Source organism: Planococcus glaciei (assembly GCF_900099655.1).
GTDB classification, from domain to species: Bacteria; Bacillota; Bacilli; order Bacillales_A; family Planococcaceae; genus Planococcus; species Planococcus glaciei.
On the sequence record NZ_FNDC01000003.1, the window covers coordinates 1 to 16,596 of the forward strand.

Genomic DNA, 16,596 nt, shown 5'->3' on the forward strand with positions numbered 1-16,596 from the left:
TATGGCTTCTGCTGACTTCTGGTTGTTCAGCTGCCCATCACTGGGCAGGTTACCAAGGGTACTTGGCGTTTCAACCAGACCTCCCCGGGTAAGAACGCAATCTTTCCCTCCACCTATCTGCTTCATTTACTGCATGCGACCTTCGGCAGAAAGGGCTTTGCCTTGTTCAGCAGACTCACCCAATCGCACATAGCCTTGTATGAAGTTCGTGTTCCTCAGACCGGAGGTTTGCCGCCCGCTTCCTTCAGATTCCACGTCGCCGTGGACACCCTTGCGCTTGGCTAACGGTTACTTCTGCCTTCACCGTTCGGGACTTGCACCCTATAGATTACGCCCATGCCGGGCACACTGCAAAAACCGCGGCAAATGCGCCGCGGTTTGTTTTTTAATTCATGAAACGTTTTACCAGGCGGCCTGCTGGCAATTTGGAAACGTATTTATTGCCTGAATGTGTAATGCCGCGGACTACGGACAATAGTTCAACATCCCCTGCCCAGTGTTCTTCAATCACTTCAATTGGGAACTTGTTCAATAACGTATTGATGATGAATACGGCCACAACCACATCATCCAGGAAGCCTCCTGGCCCTACCAGGATTTCCGGCAGAAAGTCCATTGGTGCAAAGAAATACAGAATCCCTGCTCCTACGGCCCCTTTGCTTTTCGCATCAATGCGTGAATCAAGCATCAATCGAGTCAGCAAGTGGAACAGATCCGGGGCAAACAAAACGTATTTCCCGATTTTGCTGACGAATCCGGAACGTTTGTCGAGCCAACCCTCTATTTTGCTGCGCATTTTTTTATAAAAATCCTGCTGTTCTGCTTCGCTCGGAAGCGGTTTTTTCAAATAATCATTGGCATTGGCCATTGCGAATCCCCCTATTAAGTCAGTCTTAGCGTACAAGCCGATTTAGATGAATTATACCCTCATCTATAGGTCGGCTAAACAATTCCTGCACCATTCCGTAAAAAAAGAACCGCAGATGGTTTGCGGCTCTTCCGGAATTTCTTCTGTGAATTCCCTATCATTTTAATCCCACTGCAGCAAATGCGGCTTTGACGCTTGTCACTTCCTGGCTGTCCGCTCCATACAAATCGGTGGCCGCCTGAACGCTTGCTGCCTGCAGCTGCCTGAATTTTGTCGTCGGCGTCAAATATTGGGTCAAGGTCCGGTAAAAGATCTTTCCGGTTTTCTCGATGCCGATTCCTTCCACTTTAACGTTGTAGTGGGTTCCGCCATTTGCAAGCAAGTAGGCGGCTTTATTGCAGATCGACGAATTGATGTGGACGCCGCCGAAGTCTTCTAAGCCCAAGTAGCGTTTTGTATAGTGGTCCGGCAAGTCTTTCAACGTCGGATCGGCCAGTGAGCGAAGCGCGTCGCCTTCAACTTTCGGTGTATACACTTCCTCGCCGATTTGCCAGTCCGGGGTTTTGCTGTAGGCATGCTCAATCAGCACACCGAAAATATCCGACATCGATTCGTTGATTGCTCCGGCATCGTTCCAGTAAATGAGTCCAGCTGTCGATTCTGTTACGGCATGCGTCAGTTCATGTGCAATCACATCGAGAGATCCCGATAATGGCAGAAACTTCTCACCGTCTCCATCGCCGTAAACCATCTGGCTGCCGCTCCAAAATGCATTGTTGTAAGCTTTGCCGTAATGGACCGTCGACACAATCGCTGCTCCTTGGTCATCGTAGCTATTGCGGTCATGCACCGTTTTAAAATAATCGAAAGTCAGTCCGGCATAATGGTGGGCATCCACTGCGGCCCCGTCCAAAAGGCCGTCCAATTGATGGTCCGCATCCAGCCACAGCGTTCCGGGAAGTTCGGTTCCGTTCGCTGCATCATACGTGAAAATTCCCTTGCCGCGGGTCCGGTCCAGTAAATAAGATCCTGCGTCGTTCCGTACGGTATTCACTTTTTTCCGGTCACCCAACACACCCGTTCCATCAGTTAGCGAATCGGTGCCATCCGGCGCAGCTCCGTGGATTTGGTTGTAGTAGTCCAGAACTGCACCCGTTTTTGCGTCAATAAAATAATGGTAATTCCCGGGTACCGGTGACAAAAACTCATAGCGGATATGGTAAGCAAGCACAGGAACTTCCTTATCTAAATAAATGATCAGCTCCGGTTTTTCCGAAGGAGCCATTTCCATGGCCCGCCCGTACAGCTGCTGCAAGTTTTGGAGCGCGCCGGCAGATGCTTGTGCGGGCGCCAAAGCTGCTTTGTCCTTTAAAGCAGGAACAGCCGCTAAATCCGGCACCAGTTCACCTGACACCGACTTCAGCACACCGTTTTCATCTACATGAGCGGAAATGATGGAACCGAATACCGGAATGCCGTTAAACAGCTGCTGTAGCTTCACATTGGCCAAACCCAGTTCATCCACCGATTCGCTGACGACTTGAAACTGGGTGGCTTCATCTTCAGCCAGCCCGTACAGCTCCTCTTTTTCATCCAGATAGGCATAGACAATTTCTTTCGCACTTTCAGAAGAACTCCTGGTTAAACTCCCGGCAATAAATGCTGGAGCTGTGCTGTCTGAACTGGCATAGACTTGCTCCGTACTCGCTGTACCGGTTGCAGATCGAACCGGTGAAGACAAAATCAGAAAGGCGGCCACTGCCAAGCAACATATACGGCTCCTGTTCACTGGATTCACTCCTTTTTTGTCATCTGTGCATTTCCTTTTATATACATCTTACCTCCTTTAATTTTCAGAATACATAGTCACCTTTGTCTGTTTTATTCGAATGGATTCAGGTGCAAATACCTGTATTGAAAAATAAAAAAAGGCCACTCTAAGCGAGTGGCCTTACTCATTGTATTTAATTCACACCGACTGCCGAAAAGGCTGCTTTCACACTTGCCACTTCTGCACTGCTTGCACCGTATAGATCCGTTGCCGCCTGGATAGTAGATACGCGGTAATGGCTGTAGTTCGAGCTTGGCGTTAAGTACTGTGTCAAAGTCCGGTAGAAGATTTTTTCCGTTTTGGCATTGCCGATGCCCGTCACTTGGATGCCGTAATGGGTTCCGCCATTGGCCAGCAAATAAGCCGCTTTGTTGCTGATGCCTGAGTTGATATGGACGCCGCCATTATCGCTCGTGCCGACATAGCGTTTCGAGTAATGGTCCGGATCTCCGTTCAATGTCGGATCTGCCATGGAGCGAAGCGCATCGCCAGCTACATTCGGCGTATAAATATCCTCGCCGATCAGCCAGTCCGGTTTGTTATTGGCATGGTATTCCACAAGCGTCCCGAAGATATCCGAAATCGATTCATTGATGGCGCCCGATTCATTCTGGTAAATCAGGTCGGCTGTCGTGTCTGTAACTGCGTGCGTCAATTCATGGGCAATAACATCAAGCCCGCCGGACAGTGGAATAAACGTCGAGCCATCACCGTCGCCGTACACCATTTGCGATCCATTCCAGAACGCGTTATTGTAGCTGCGGCCGTAATGGACGGTGGAAACCAGCTGAGCCCCTTGCCCGTCGTAGCTGTTGCGGTTATGGATGTTCTTATAATAATCAAACGTCTGGCCGGCATAAACATGGGCATCTACTGCCGCTCCGTCGTAGGCTGCATTATATGCGTTATCGGCATCCAGCCACAGTGTTCCCGGCACTCGTGTACGGTTGCCTGCATCATATGTAAAAATGCCGTTGCCCCGTGTCTTATCCACTAAATACGATCCATTGCTGTTAACGACCGTATTCACTGATTTTATGTCTCCAAGCACGCCTTTTCCGCTCGCGACGGAATTGGTGCCGGATGGAGCCGTAACTCCTGAAGATGGCTTCGCTTCATGAATCTGGTTATAGGAATCAAGCACTTTTCCGTTCTGGGCATCAATGAAATACTGGTAATTGCCCGGTGAAGGCGCTAAAAATTCAAACTCGACGCTATACGCATACTTTGCCGTTCCTTCATCCAGATAGACTACCAGTTCCGGTGCTTCTTCATGGTCCAGCTCCGGTGATGCGCCAAGCTCGGCTTTCAAAGCGGCCAGTGCCAAGGCAGAAGCTTCGGCTGCTTTTAATTGATGCCCTTTATTGAGTTTTACTTGTTTGGATAATTCCGGAACGAGCCCTCCGGATACGGAAGTCAGCACTCCTTCTGAATCAACATGGGCAGAGATGACGGAACCGAATACCGGTACGCCTTTATAGACTTGCTGAAGTTTCACGTTGGTGAACCCCAGATCGTCTTTCTTTTCGCTGAGTATTTTGAAGTTGGCTGCAGCCTCTTTCCCGATTTTGTAATGCCCTTCTTTTTCGGACAAATAATCGTAGACGGTGTCTTTAGCAGATTTTTTCGATGGCAGCGTCAATTTACCCACGATGAAATCAGTGGTTCCGCTTTTCTGGTTGACGTGCACTTTTTCGTTGACGGCATTAGTTGGAGAGGCATAGACGGATACAGAAGCTGCCGATAAGGCTAACGCGGCGGCCAAACTTAATGTCAGTAGTTTCTTAGATTTCAATGGGTTTCACTCCTTTAATTTGCCGTCATTGTCTGGCGGTTTATTAAAGAATAGCGGTTTGCCTTAATGGAGGATATAGGCTTCAATATCTGTTTTTTATTCCCTCAAAATATGTTATTTAACATCACGAAAAATGAATGTTCAAAATATTTTAATTTTTCATACGACTTTCGAACTGCCTTTTGGTATGTTTTTGCTCCATCTAGAAATTTTGATGATATTTTTTAAGGAGCTCTGTTTCACACCATAAAAAAAGACCTGCTCAATGATGAGCAGGCCTTGGAGATTAGATTTTAGTTACATTTGTAGCTTGAGGTCCGCGGTTGCCTTCCTCTACTTCAAATTCTACTTTTTGTCCTTCGTCAAGCGTTTTAAAGCCTTCGCCTTGGATCGCTGAGAAGTGAACGAATACGTCATCTCCGCCTTCAACTTCGATAAATCCGAAACCTTTTTCTGAGTTGAACCATTTAACTGTACCTTGTTGCATGTGTAAAAACCTCCTGGGTATAAAAAAATTTTCAATATGGAATTTTTCCATTAAAAAAATTCACATATTCAAAAAAGTACCATCACTAGCTGATCACTTTTTTGAATAGGTGAATAGCGGTTCGTGGTGTAATCTTTAGTTCTATAAGTCTATTATAGCAATTAAAACTGATAAGTCAAATAAATCTAAAAACTATTTATAGGCTTTTTGTTGTGAGTCCATAACAATCCATGATAAATTTGCAGATTTTCCTCACATTCTTCGCAAAAGGCCAAATCGCCTTCATTCCAAAATGCAATGGCTCCCTGCCCTTTGGATTTGCTGCTGGAGAATTTTTGGTGCATGCCTTTTTTTCTTTCTTCGAAATAGGCGAGAGCTTCCTGAAACTCGTCAAAGCTCTTCTGATCACGTATGTCCTTCTCCCATCCTTCTAACATCCACCACGGTTCTTCGAAGCCTTTCGTGTAAAAAACTTCATACATTCAAATCCGCTCCATTCTTTCCCTATAAGCATTCTCCCAGAACTGTCTAAATATGTCTAGTGCTTTGATTGCCTTTTTTCTGGCAGTTCGAAAGTTTGTATTGGCCTCTTATTCCTTGTAAAATAGGAAGGAGACAAGGAATCATTTGAAACTTTTAGCGGCTTATTTCGTATATATAGTAACAGCTGCACCAAAGGAGGACAGTTTCATGAAGCCTTTTGAAAAATTCATCCAACGGCAGACCGTCAGCCTGCCTCTTATGACCGTCATGTTCCCTGTATTGTATATGGGTGCAGAAATCGGGCTGATCGCTTCAGGAGCCGTGGCTGCCGGAACATATCTTGCCAGCACCTCTACTATGAAACATGTACAGTATTCGTCCGATTCGAAAAAACTCGGCATGACCCGGAGTGAATATAAAAATGTACGCAATCAAGTGAAAGAAGCCAAATTGAAAATCAAACAATTGCAGAAGAGTTCTTACCAGGTACGCTCAATCTCTTCATTTAAGCAGTTAATGAATATGGCGAAAGTCGCCAACAAGATTGTTGCCCATGTGCAGCAAAATCCCCGCAAGTTTTACTTGGCGGAATCGTTCTTTTATTCGCATCTCGAATCTGCAGTGGAATTAACCCAGAAATACGCTTTGCTTGTCGGCCAGCCGGTAAAAGACCGTGAGTTGAAAGTGGCTCTTCAAGACACACGCGAAATGCTGCATTCGATGAGCGATGTGCTGGAACGTGATTTGAAAAAAGTGTTGTCTACCGATGTCGAACAGCTTCGGATGGAGCTCGATTATGCCCGTCTGACCGTCGACCAGCACAACAACCAGAAATTGCTCGAACAATACCCTACTGACAGTGAAGGAGACGTGGAACATGACAGAAAATCGCTCGAATCAAAGTGAACTTGATGATTTGCTTGGCACCCCCTTCGGCATGGAGCCGGTTGCGCAGGAAGTCAATTTGGCCAAGCCGGGCGGACAGCCTGTAGCATTAATGGAACGATTGACAAAAGACGAACAGGAAAAGGCGCGTGAACTGGCCAAACAGATTCCTGCCGGCAATTATGAAGCTATTTTAACATATGGAGCGAATGCGCAAAACCAGTTGAGCCAGTTTTCCCATAAAATGCTGGACCACGTCCAGTCGAAAGACATCGGCCCTGTTGGAGATGTTTTAAATGATTTGATGAAAAAATTGCAGGAACTGAATCCTGAAGAACTGTCCCAAAGCAAAAAGTCGGGTCTCCGCAAATTGTTCGCGAAAGCGAAATACTCCGTTCAGGAAATGATGACCAAATACCAGAAGCTTTCCACTCAAGTGGACCGCATCAGCATCCAGTTGGACCACTCAAAACGCGGGCTATTGGAAGACGTGCAAATGCTGGAACAGCTTTATGACCAGAACAAAACTTACTTCCAGGCGCTGAACGTTTATATTGCCGCTGCCGAACTGAAGCGCGATGAGATTTTGAATGAGACGATTCCAGCTCTTCGCCGCCGTGCCGAGCAATCGAACGACCAAATGGCTTACCAGGAAGTTAACGATATGGCGCAGTTTTTGGACCGCCTGGAAAAACGGCTTTACGACTTGCAGCTGTCCCGCCAGATCACGATCCAAAGCGCACCGCAAATCCGGATGATCCAGCAGACCAACCAGACCTTGGCAGAAAAAATCCAATCGTCCATCATGACATCGATTCCGTTATGGAAAAACCAGATTGCAATCGCTTTGACGTTGAACCGCCAAATGAAAGCAGTCGAAGCACAGAAGCAAGTCACGGCTACGACAAATGAATTGCTTCTGAAAAACTCCGAAATGCTGAAAGTGAATTCCGTTGAAACGGCTAAAGAAAACGAGCGCGGCATAGTGGAAATTGAAACCTTGAAACAAACGCAGGAAAACTTATTGACGACGATCGAAGAAACGCTTCGCATCCAAGCCGAAGGACGCAAAAACCGCAAAGCGGCAGAAATTGAAATCGGCAAAATGGAAGAAGATCTGAAACAGCGCTTGCTGTCGATCCAGGACGACCGCGAAGGGCGTGCATGATGTTAACCCCGAAAGCTTCTGAGCTTTCGGGTTTTTTTATGCCTTTCGGCCGTGCGGACAGTATTTCGGCTAACCAGGACAGTATTCTCTTTTCCCGGGAGTAGCCAGCTCTCAAAATATATAAAAATATATTGGAAATCCCACCGTGCATGGCACAGTGGGCTCTTTGGAGGGGTTTCGCACCGCGGAACCCATTCGTTTTGGCAGCAACAGCCCGGAAAGCGGGCTGCTGCTGTTGCAAAATCGGCTTTTTTTGACGAAAAGAAAGTAATTACCTGTGAACAGAAAGTATTCATGTCCAAAATGAACGTATTTTAACTCTATATGAAAGCTAGCCTTTTTTGGTAATTATTCATCTCTTTAAAAGTAATTTAATGAAAAGAACCCACCGTGCATGAACGGTGGAGCTCTGTCCTATAGGAAGGGGCAAAGCTATTTTAACGTTCTACCTTCTTTACTTTCGAATGTATTTTCTCGACTCCTATGCAGACTGCATTTTTCTGATCCATTATCCCGACTGGATCACCAAATGCAGCGTCCGCTTCAACAGCCGCAGCGTCTGTTCGACAAATTGCTCGAGCGAGTCAGCACTGACGGATTTATTGCCATACATCATGCGGTAAAAAGCGGCCTGTTCATCGGTTGTCGGTTCGCTGCTCAAAAACAGATGCAGCACTTCGATGCCCTGCTTTTTCGCTTCGGAAACCGCGTTGGCCGTGTCTACGACGCCATTTTCGGCATAGTTGTAGGCAGATGGTTCTCCGTCTGAAAATACCAGCATAAAGCGGTGCTTTTCGGGCCGCTTGTTGATGCGGTCCGTCATCCAGCGAATGGCAAAGCCGTCCCGGTTGTCTTCGTGCGCTTCCATCGAAACGATATCCTCAGCATGGTCACGGCTGCCGTCTTCCAGTTTATGCATCCATTCGAAATAATTCGGTTGTGCTGCATCGCTTGCCTCGTATGCATCTTCATAAAACAGCACGATGTCATGCGGTACATTCAATCCGCGCAATACATCATGGAATAGCAGGACGGCTTGTTTCGTTTCATCGAGTTTGTCAATCATCGATGCTGAACCGTCAATCAGCAGACTAAAAACCGCATCCAGTTCTTTGGACGGTGCAGTTTTCCGGTAAAATGGCTTCGGCCGTTCTTCGATTACCAACGGCAGCAGATTTCTCGACAGTCTGCCGGCATTCAAATTGTGCCGCACATCTTGCCGGCGCTGCGTCATGCGCTTTTTCAGCTCACGCAATAACGCCCGCACGTATGGCGCCTGTTTTCTGCGCCAGTCTTCAATAACCGCCCGCTGGTCTTTTGATGCCTCGATCCTTTTTTCCGTATAGACGACTCCATCATTGGCAGCGCCGAATTTGCCGGCTGCTTTTTTCGGCTCGCTGTCCATCCGCTGGTCGGTTGCGTCATTGTCTTCCTGGTGGTCACCGCGGGAATCGCCTTTCGCCGTCTGCTGGATATCCCCGCTGCCTTCGTCTTCCCGGCCGCCTTCTGCATAGCTGGAATCGCCCCGTTCGAGTTCATATTCCATCGCCGGCGCTTCCGAAATTTCCGTCTCGCGGTGCCAGGACTGGAACCATTCCTCGATCGTTTCGATTTCTTCTTCCCGGCTTTCCTCTTCAGGCTCGATGCCTTCATGGTAGCGGTAAGGCGGCGCTTTATCTGCTGCTTCGCCAAATGTGTAATAGGTGTGCACCGTATCGCTTTCCAGCATGTATTCCAGACGCGGCAGCACCCGCTCCACTACTGCAGCAGAATCGGCGGTGGACCTTGCATCGAACAATGCCGTCCATAGAAAGAACAACGGCTCGAATGCTTCGCTGTCCGGCACTTCTTCCCCTCTTAAACGTAAAAATGCCGCATTTAAAAAAGCATCCGCCAAAAAACCTTTTTGCCGGTTCTGCCGGTATTGATCCCTGTGGTAGTCCACATAAACCGATTCTCTTGTTGTGAAAGCTTCCGCTGTGCCCGGCCGCTCTTTGCTTATTTTTTCAATCAACCGAAATTCTTCCGCACACAGCAATAACTGTTCCTTTAAATTCGGAAGCTCTGCAGCTGCGCCTTTAAAACGCAGCCAGGCCTTAATATTGAAATGGCGCCAATACCCCGCACCCAACAAATAAACATCGGATAAATAGCCATTGCGTTCAATCTTTTTCGGGCGATGGCGCCAAAAAACACTGATGGACACCGATGCTTCCGACGGCCGGAATTCAATCAATTTGCGCGTCGTCACTTTTAAATAAGGGGCATCCGCCAATGCACCTGCCAGCATCTCCATTTGGTGGAGCAATTTCGTATCGATCGTTTCATTATTAAATTGGATAAAGCGATTGACTGAAGCCATTGCCTCCACCTACTTCTTCCAAGTATTCGCCAAGTCCATGAACAAATCGCGTTCACTGTCATCTTCCAGTTTTTCAGCAATGGCATACTTGACCGCGCGCAGCGGATCCATGTGCTGCGCCAGCGCCGTTGCATCCAATAAACTGCGAATGGAAGCCGCTTCTTCTGACAATAAGCCATTTTGCACTTGCTTCATCAAATCGGCTGCCAACTCCAGCATAAAGCTTTTGAGTGCCTGGTCAGCTTCCGGGAATTCCCGGTTCCATAATTGCTTCAGCTGTTCTCCTGTTAAATACGGAATCGGATAAGCGATAAACCGGTTTTTCAACGCTTCGTTCATTGGAGCCGTTCCGATATAGCCTTCGTTGATTGCCGCAATTACACCGAAATCCGGATGTGCTTCAATCACTTCGCCAGTAAACGGATTGGTCATCATCCGCCGGTGGTCCAGTGCGCTGTGAAGAATCGGCAGCGTTTCGGGCTTGGCCATATTGATTTCATCAATGTACAGGAAATGTCCTTGCTTCATCGCGGTTACTACCGGTCCTTCAACAAATTCAATGCGGCTCTCCCCTTCCCGTTGGACGAGTGTCTTAAAGCCAAGCAGCGCTTCCGCATCGAGGTCGACGGAACAGTTGATGCTTTGCATCGGCTGTTTGAACGCCGCTGAAATGCTTTCGGCCAGCTTCGTCTTGCCGGCGCCCGTCGGACCTTTTAACAGCACAGGCTTGCGCAGCACAACAGCCGAAAGAATATCCTGCCATAAGTTTTCCTCCGGTGCGATATAGCCGCCTTCGCCGATCAATTTCTTGTAATCGCCGTGTTCACGGGCCGTTCTGTTTTGAATATCCTGCTCGATAAAATGCATGCTAACTCCTCATTTCATAGAAAAAACCGATGAGCTTCCATCGGTCTGTTTTGTTATTTGGGTTATGGATTTCTTCGGTAAATCTTATAGCTCTTTCCGCTTTTCTTACTGTCCAGCTGCAGCGTTTAGCCCCTCGAGTCGCTTCGGCTTTGAATCCATGGCTGGAAAGCGCCATGGCTTTCAAAACTTCCAGCGCTTGTCGGGGCTGGACCGGCGCTTCCGCATTTCTTGTCTAGCTGCAAGAGCCAGCTTCTCGGGTTATAAGCCGACCCAGCTAGGTGGCAAAAACACGCCACTTCGCTGGTCCGTCTTAAACCGGTCGAAGCTAAACGGCTCTTTCCGCATTTCTTACTCAAAATATGTTTTGTAGAATCCTCCGACTTTTCCGGTGTTGTCTACGACAAAAAGAAATTCTTCCGTTTCATTTTTTACTTCGTAGGTTTTGCCTTCTGTCAGTACGTTCGACACCAAAAACTTCTCAGCATCGGTATGTTTGCACGTTACTGTGCGGATTGTCTCTTTTGTCAGCCATTCGTTGTGAATCACAGTCCTCATCCTTTTCAATCTGTCTATTTATTTAGTATAAGGAATTCCACCAAGGAATTCAAATGCCGCTATTTCTTTGAAGCCCGGGAATGCAGGTATAAGCGCAGCACCACCGCACAAACCACAACTACGGATAAAACCGTCAGCGCAACTTGGAGGTGTTCCAGAATCGATTTATAAGCATAAGGGAAAGTCCTGCCTAAGTTAAAATAAATGAACATCCAGACAAACCCCGCTGTGTAGGCATAGAGCATGTACTGGCCGAACGGATAGCGGTTTGCGCCAACCACATAAGGCATTGCCCAGCGGACGCCGGGAAGAAAAAAGCTGAAAGAAATCGCCATTTTGCCGTGCCGCTCCAAAAATTCCGTTACGTTGCTGACCGCCCCTTTAAAGCGGGTCCGGTTCAGCTTGTTGATCAGCCGCTTCCCCAATACCCGGCCAATCAAATAAGCGAACGAGTTGCTTGTGATTAACCCCAAATAAGCGGAGATGAACGCATAAACCGGATGGAATGAACTGACTTCGGTCAAAACGCCGGAAAAAGAAGCCGCCACTTCGTTTGGCAAAGGCATGCCAAAAAGCAGCAGCCAGTTGAAAATGAACATGCTGACGTAGCCGTATTCCTTTACCAGTTCCATTAAAAAAGTTAAATCCATACAAAACGCCTGCCTTTTGGCTCATCTCCTTCTATCATGACAAAAAAAGGATGGCCCTGCAACGCAGGGCCATCCTCCAAAGTAGTTAACTGTATGAATTTGTGTCCAGTTTGGGACAGCTAAGCTTTTTTGTCCAGCTGCTAGAGTTTAGGCTTTCAAAGCCTTCAGCGCTTGTCGAGGCTTGCATGGCCGCCTCTGCTTTTCTTTGTCTAGCTGCGGCGGCCAGCCTCTCGAGGTCGCTTCGGTCTTGTTGTTTAAGGCAAAGAGACGCCTTAAACCTCAAGCCCTCCAGCGCTTGTCGAGGCTTGCATGGCCGCCTCCGCTTTTCTAATTGTCCAGCTGCAAGAGCCAGCTTCTCGGGTCATAAGCCAATCCAACTGTGCGGCAAAAGGCGCCGCTTCGCCAGATTGACTTATGCCTGTCGAAGTTAAACGGCTCTTTTCGCTTTTCTAATTAAGATTCAAGCAATAGGTCTTCTGGGTTTTCGATCAATTCTTTGATCATTTTCAGGAAGCCAACTGAATCGCTGCCATCGATTACGCGGTGGTCATAAGAAAGAGCCACGTACATCATTGGGCGGATTTCAATTGAATCGCCGATTGCTACCGGACGTTTTTGGATCGTGTGCATTCCAAGAATCCCTACTTGCGTTCCGTTCAAGATCGGAGTAGACATCAATGAACCGAATACACCGCCGTTAGTGATAGTGAATGATCCACCTGTCATATCAGCAATTGAAAGCTTTTTGTCGCGTGCTTTTTTCGCAAGGTCTGCGATGCTCGCTTCAATTTCAGCAAAGTTTTTCTTGTCTGTATCGCGGACGATTGGCACAACTAGTCCTTCTTCTGTAGAAACGGCAATCCCTACATCGTAGAACTGTTTCAACAATAGATCTGTGCCATCAAGTTCAGCGTTTACGTAAGGGTATTTCTTAAGTGCTGCAGTAACTGCTTTTGTGAAGAATGACATAAAGCCAAGGCGAGTTCCGTCATGATCCTGTTGGAACTTGTCTTTTTTGCGGCTTCTTAATGCCATAACATTGGTCATATCGATTTCATTGAACGTTGTCAACATCGCTGTGTTTTGGCGAACTTCCAACAAACGCTTTGCAATTGTCTGGCGGCGGCGAGACATTTTCTCGCGAACCACGCGGCCAGATTCTTCATCAGAAGAAGGTGCAGATGCTTTTGGAGCTTCCGCTTTCTGTGCAGGTGCAGACTCGGCAGCCGGTTTTGAACCATGAGCTTCTACGTCTTGTACACGTACGCGGCCCATTGGGTCTACCGGAGAGATAGCAGCAAGATCGATGCCTTTTTCACGAGCCAGTTTGCGCGCAGCCGGGCTAGCGATTGTGCGTTCTGAAGAAGTTTGTTCTTCAACTGCAGGAGCTTCCTCTTTTGCTTCCATTGTAGCTCCTGGCTGTGATGCTGTTGGAGCTTCTTCTTTCGCTTCCGGTGCAGGTGCAGCAGCTGGTGCAGCACTTTCGCCTGAAGATGCGCCGACGATTGCAATCACTTGTCCAACTTCAACAGTGTCGCCTTCTTGAGCCAAAAGCTCTTGTACAACGCCCGCTTCTTCAGAGATAACTTCAACGTTTACTTTGTCTGTTTCCAATTCAACGATGAATTCACCTTTTTCAACTGTTTCGCCTGGCTGTTTCAGCCACTGTGCGATCGTTCCTTCTGTAATCGATTCTGCTAATTCTGGTACTTTGATTTCTGCCACAAAAAATTCCTCCTTAGATTATCTCTCTTTTATCAAGCGGAAAACTGCTGCCCAAAAGCTTGAACTGCCTTTTGGGCAATAGCCGGTCCGGATCTTATTTTGTTAAAGCTGCGTCCAGGATGCGGGCTTGTTCGACTTTATGCGATTCTCCGTCTCCCTCAGCAGGGCTTGAACGTTTGACGCGGCCGTAGTAAGCCACATCTTTGTCTCCAGCGATTTCTCTTAAATAAGGCTCTGCAAATGTCCAAGAACCCATGTTTTGCGGCTCTTCCTGAACCCATGCCAATTCTTTGGCATTTGGGTAGCGGTCGACAATCGCTTGAATTTTTTCAGATGGGAAAGGATACAATTGCTCAACGCGGACGATGTGCGCCCAGTCGAAGCCTTTGCCGTCTTTCACACGCTCTGCCAAATCAATAGCCATTTTTCCGCTGGCGAAAAGAATGCGTTCCACTTTTTTCTCTTTTGTTCCCATGCCTGGCTGTTCCAGAACTGTCTGGAAGTGGCCTTGCGTCAAATCTTCCACGTCCGCTCCAACTAAAGGATGGCGCAGCAAGGATTTCGGCGACACGATAATAAGTGGACGGATTGACTCTTCTTCCAGCATTTTCGCTTGGCGGCGAAGAATGTGGAAGTAGTTGGCGGCGCTTGAAAGGTTCGCCACTGTCCAGTTGTTTTCAGCTGCCATTTGCAGATGTCTTTCAAGGCGTGCACTTGAATGCTCAGGCCCTTGTCCTTCAAAGCCATGAGGCAGAAGCATCACAAGCCCTGATTTTTGCCCCCATTTCGAGCGGCCTGCAGAGATGAACTGGTCGAACATCATTTGGGCCATGTTGGCAAAATCGCCGTACTGGGCTTCCCAGATGACTAGCGCTTTGTTATTTTCAACGTTATAGCCGTATTCAAAACCAAGCACTGCTGATTCTGTCAACGGGCTGTTGTAAACGACGAATGAGGCTTTCGCGTCAGAGATATGGTGCAGCGGAACCAGTTCTTCGCCTGTCTTCTCATCATGAAGCACAAGGTGGCGATGTGCAAATGTTCCGCGCTGTGCATCCTGTCCACTCAAACGGATCGGATTGCCATCCTGCAGGATTGCACCGAATGCCAAAGTTTCGGCGTGAGCCCAGTCGATTTTCCCTTTGCCGTTGAATGGATCTTCGCGGCGCTTCAAGATGCGCGCAAGTTTTCCAAAAGCAGAAAAGTCGCTTGGCCAAGTCAGCAAATCTTCGTTCAATTTCACGAGCACGTCTTTGTCGACGCCCGTCGGCACTTCCGGATAGCCATTTTGAACCGCTTCCGGAATCGTGATTTCGTGTTTGTCGTCCGATTTGTTTTCTTTCACTTTGTCGTATGCTGCCTGCATTTCTTTTTGTGTTTTTGCATCCAGTTCCTTCACTTGTTCTTCAGTAAGAACTTGTTCAGAAGCCAGCTGTTTGCCGTAAAGTTCACGGACAGTCGGATGCTGGTGGATGCCGTGATACATCATCGGGTTCGTGACAAGCGGCTCATCCATTTCGTTGTGTCCGTAGCGGCGGTAGCCGATCAGATCAATCAGGATGTCTTTGCCGAATTTTTCACGGTATTCGAATGCGAAACGCGCTACCGCAACGACTGCTTCCGGATCGTCTCCGTTTACGTGGATAACCGGCACTTCAAAACCTTTTGCAGGGTCAGAAGAATAATGAGTCGATCTTGAATCGTATTGTTCTGTTGTAAATCCAATCAGGTTATTGGCGATCACATGGATCGATCCGCCAGTCTGGAATCCGCGGATCCGGCTGTAGTTCAATGTTTCCGTTACAACGCCTTGGCCTGGGAAAGCAGCATCTCCGTGAACGAGGATCGCATAGGCTTTTTTCGGATCCATCGCAGCAACGCCTGCTGCATCCGTCATTTCCTGAGCCGCACGGGTTTGTCCAGCTACAACCGGGCTAACGATTTCCAAGTGGGACGGGTTATAAGCAAGTTTAATGTTGGTTCCTTTAGGCGAAGTATAAGCAGCGCCCATATGGTATTTCACATCGCCGAACCAGCCTTTTGTAATCTGGACCGAATTGTCTTCCGGAAGGAAGGTTTCATCCGGCACATGGGCGAATCCAGCGAACATCATGTCGTAAGGCTTATGCAAAATGTGTGTAAGCACATTTAAACGACCGCGATGAGCCATCCCGATCATGATTTTTTCTGTCCCTTTTGTTTCTGACAAACGCACCAGTTCGTCCATCAAAACAACCAAAGTGTCTACGCCTTCAATTGAAAAGCGCTTTTGGCCGACAAATGTACGGTGAAGGAATTTCTCAAACCCTTCCACACGGGTCAACAGATCTAAAATCTCTTTTTTCTTATCTGCATCAAGCGATGGCTTAAATTCGCCGCTTTCAATTTTTTCCTGAATCCAGTTGCGTTCCTGCAGCTGAACAATATGAGAAAATTCGAAAGCAACTTTATCGGTATATAAAGATTTCAAATAAGAAATCGCTTCTAAACCGTTCGTGATGTTTGCCGGTGCTTCAGAAAGAAGAAGTGAAACCGGTACTTCCTTCAAGTCCTGTTCGGTTAAACCATATGCCGATAATTCCAGACGGGAAGTATCTTTCGGCTGGTCTTTCAGCGGGTAGATATCAGAAGCCAAGTGTCCATGGGCACGAATAGCTTCTGCCAACTGGATAGCAGCTAGAACTTTGCCAAATTTGTTCGTCTCTACACCTGCAGCGGCAGTTTGGGCTGGAGCTGCAGCACGCGGAGTCACATCGATTGGCGGACCGTACTGTCTAAAAAGTTCTGCAAATTCCGGGTCAAGCAGTTCCGGAGATTCTTGGTAAAGGTCGTACATTTCCATAACATATCCAAGGTTTGGGCCAGTGATGGAATTCCATGGGGATTTTGCATCTGAATAATTGCTAGACATTAAAAAAAC

General features: G+C 47.7%; 13 protein-coding genes. 2 read left to right on the forward strand and 11 right to left on the reverse strand.

The window, feature by feature from the left end; translation table 11 throughout:
• Positions 1-385: 385 nt before the first annotated feature.
• From BLQ32_RS05080 to BLQ32_RS05100, 5 genes are all read right to left on the reverse strand, one after another.
• On the reverse strand, positions 386-868 hold the full coding sequence (locus BLQ32_RS05080; protein ID WP_074509366.1) for a YkvA family protein: 483 nt from the start codon (positions 866-868) through the stop codon (positions 386-388).
• Positions 869-1,025: 157 nt separating this feature from the next.
• Entirely contained in the window at positions 1,026-2,657 is a 1,632-nt protein-coding gene (locus BLQ32_RS05085) for a M4 family metallopeptidase (RefSeq protein WP_074509367.1), read from the reverse strand.
• A gap of 175 nt (positions 2,658-2,832) precedes the next feature.
• On the reverse strand, positions 2,833-4,494 hold the full coding sequence (locus BLQ32_RS05090; RefSeq protein ID WP_074509368.1) for a M4 family metallopeptidase: 1,662 nt from the start codon (positions 4,492-4,494) through the stop codon (positions 2,833-2,835).
• Positions 4,495-4,780: 286 nt separating this feature from the next.
• Positions 4,781-4,981, reverse strand: coding sequence for a cold-shock protein (locus BLQ32_RS05095; protein ID WP_036803234.1), 201 nt, complete (start codon positions 4,979-4,981; stop codon positions 4,781-4,783).
• A gap of 185 nt (positions 4,982-5,166) precedes the next feature.
• Positions 5,167-5,463 carry a DUF1033 family protein gene (locus BLQ32_RS05100; RefSeq protein WP_036803233.1) on the reverse strand — a complete coding sequence of 99 codons (297 nt, stop codon included), beginning with the start codon at positions 5,461-5,463 and terminating at the stop codon, positions 5,167-5,169.
• 208 nt (positions 5,464-5,671) lie between these two features.
• Here BLQ32_RS05100 and BLQ32_RS05105 point away from each other — a divergent pair, with 208 nt between their 5' ends.
• Complete coding sequence (locus BLQ32_RS05105) at positions 5,672-6,370, forward strand: 5-bromo-4-chloroindolyl phosphate hydrolysis family protein (RefSeq protein WP_036803232.1); 699 nt, start codon at positions 5,672-5,674, stop codon at positions 6,368-6,370.
• Positions 6,342-7,517, forward strand: coding sequence for a toxic anion resistance protein (locus BLQ32_RS05110; RefSeq protein ID WP_074509369.1), 1,176 nt, complete (start codon positions 6,342-6,344; stop codon positions 7,515-7,517). The genes BLQ32_RS05105 and BLQ32_RS05110 overlap by 29 nt, the downstream gene beginning before the upstream one ends.
• A gap of 508 nt (positions 7,518-8,025) precedes the next feature.
• On the opposite strand, the gene BLQ32_RS05115 is transcribed toward BLQ32_RS05110, so the two are convergent.
• The 6 genes from BLQ32_RS05115 to BLQ32_RS05140 all read right to left on the reverse strand — a co-directional run bounded on the left by BLQ32_RS05115 (position 8,026) and on the right by BLQ32_RS05140 (position 16,587).
• Complete coding sequence (locus tag BLQ32_RS05115; protein WP_074509370.1) at positions 8,026-9,879, reverse strand: vWA domain-containing protein; 1,854 nt, start codon at positions 9,877-9,879, stop codon at positions 8,026-8,028.
• Between the two features lie 9 nt (positions 9,880-9,888).
• Complete coding sequence (locus tag BLQ32_RS05120; RefSeq protein ID WP_074509371.1) at positions 9,889-10,746, reverse strand: AAA family ATPase; 858 nt, start codon at positions 10,744-10,746, stop codon at positions 9,889-9,891.
• A 348-nt stretch (positions 10,747-11,094) separates the two neighbouring features.
• A complete protein-coding gene (locus BLQ32_RS05125; RefSeq protein WP_036803226.1) occupies positions 11,095-11,292 on the reverse strand; it encodes a DUF6501 family protein in 198 nt (65 codons plus the stop codon).
• Positions 11,293-11,360: 68 nt separating this feature from the next.
• Positions 11,361-11,951: a DedA family protein gene (locus BLQ32_RS05130; RefSeq protein WP_036803225.1), complete on the reverse strand. Its 591-nt coding sequence runs from the start codon at positions 11,949-11,951 to the stop codon at positions 11,361-11,363.
• 453 nt (positions 11,952-12,404) lie between these two features.
• Positions 12,405-13,676: a 2-oxoglutarate dehydrogenase complex dihydrolipoyllysine-residue succinyltransferase gene (gene odhB, locus BLQ32_RS05135; protein ID WP_036803224.1), complete on the reverse strand. Its 1,272-nt coding sequence runs from the start codon at positions 13,674-13,676 to the stop codon at positions 12,405-12,407.
• 94 nt (positions 13,677-13,770) lie between these two features.
• A complete protein-coding gene (locus BLQ32_RS05140) occupies positions 13,771-16,587 on the reverse strand; it encodes a 2-oxoglutarate dehydrogenase E1 component (protein ID WP_074509372.1) in 2,817 nt (938 codons plus the stop codon).
• Positions 16,588-16,596 lie beyond the last annotated feature (9 nt).